1 protein-coding gene is annotated in these 1,685 nt (G+C 39.8%); it reads right to left on the reverse strand.

Annotation, left to right across the window (positions count from 1 at the left end):
* Positions 1-785 precede the first annotated feature (785 nt).
* Positions 786-1,685 (reverse strand): integrase (locus DD606_RS25020; protein WP_139158369.1); only part of this gene is annotated, 900 nt, incomplete at its 5' end.

A 1,685-nucleotide genomic window follows, 5' to 3' on the forward strand; every position in this document is an offset into this window, starting at 1 on the left:
AATGAGTTGTCCGCCTTTAGGTGATAGCTTGAGATGATTTATATCCCAATCTAGTACTGCCTTGTATGTCCGCATCTAGGGAATTTCAAGAATCATCGTCTCATTCCTGTGTTCATCTAGTAAGTATACAAACTGGTTAGGACATGAACATCCATGTACTATCACATTCAAGTTGACTACTCCCAATGTTGGTGTTGGGTTCTTGTTTCATCCTTTGATAGTCTCTATTCCCACCGTCAACGCTTGACTTGTTGCTTTCTTGTACGTGGAATAACTGACTGCATTTACTCTAGCTCTTGTGTCGACCAAAGCATTTGTGCTATGATTGTTGAGCTGTACTTTGATGCGCAGGTCCATTCCGTCTAACTAGTCTCATCATCTATTGAAACTGCATCTTTAGGTAATTCCCATTGTCGATCATCTAGTTCCAAAGTGTTGATGGGAATCGGTATCTGTTGATTCTTGAGAGCATCTTTACACTTGAGTACCCGAAGCCTAGCTTCCTCTTGGGCTTCATCAATAACCTGCTATCGCTTCATCTTCCTTTGTTTAGCTGTATGCATTCTCTCTAGCAATTCATTGGTTGGTGGCAAATTGTATTTCTTTAAACGAAATCCACTAATCCAATTAGCCATTGGTTCACCATCTAGGGTGGACAATTTTACTGCTCCACTTGGATACATCTTCAATGATAAATGGTCCATTTTCCTTTTTCTTAAACTTGGGAATGTGTTGCTTAAGGGAATAGATTAAAACTAAGTTCCCTTTCTTGAAGATTTTTGTGATTAAGTGGGAATCAAAAAACTGTTTTTGTTTCCGCTTTTGTGCATAGTGTGAGCTATAGCAATTAGCCTTTGCTCATATAGCTTTTCCAAATCTTCATGTCTTTCTGACAATTCATGTCCAATCCACTCAAGATTTCTTGCTACCCTTAATGTCGGCAATAGAAATTCTATTGGCAGTATGGCATCAAGACCATAAACAAGGTTAAAGGGTGTAGCATTTAAAGTTGTTTTGAATGAAACTCGATAAGCCCATAGAGCAGCATGGAGATTCATTTCCCAGTCTGTCCTTCCTAAACTAACCACTTTAGTCAGCACCGAGCTAAGAATTTTATTCGTATGCTCAGCTTGTTCGTTTGCTTGTGGGTGATAGGGAGCTGATTTGTTATGGATGACCATAAACTCATTAAGCAAATACTCGATTACCTCATTGAGGAAATGAGTTCCCCAATCACTGACAATTTCTATTGGCAGTCCATATCTTGTGAATACATACTCATATAAGAATGCAGTAGTGGTTCTGGCATCATTCTTTTGAGTTGCTTTAGCCTCGGCCCACTTGGTCAAATAGTCCGTAGCTACAATGATATATTGAGCTTGGGTTCTATAAGCAGGTGGCTGTATTGGCCCAACAAAATCTATACCCCATTTTGCGAAAGCTCTAGCCCCCATCATTGGTCTTAAGGGCATGCTATCTACACGTGTTGGCATTTTTGCTTGTTGACAAGCATCACACCTTTGAACATATTCTTTGGCATCTGCAAAAAGTGTTGGCCACCATATGCCTTCGATTAAGATTGCTCTTGCGGTGGTCTCACTAGAGAAGTGACCTCTAGCTAATCCAGCATGTGCTTGTTCTATAATAGGAATGTATTTGTTTTCATTTGCACAAAGATGCAAGTT

Origin of the sequence: Enterobacter cloacae complex sp. GF14B (assembly GCF_004136805.1) — a bacterium.
GTDB classification, from domain to species: Bacteria; Pseudomonadota; Gammaproteobacteria; order Enterobacterales; family Enterobacteriaceae; genus Enterobacter; species Enterobacter hormaechei_C.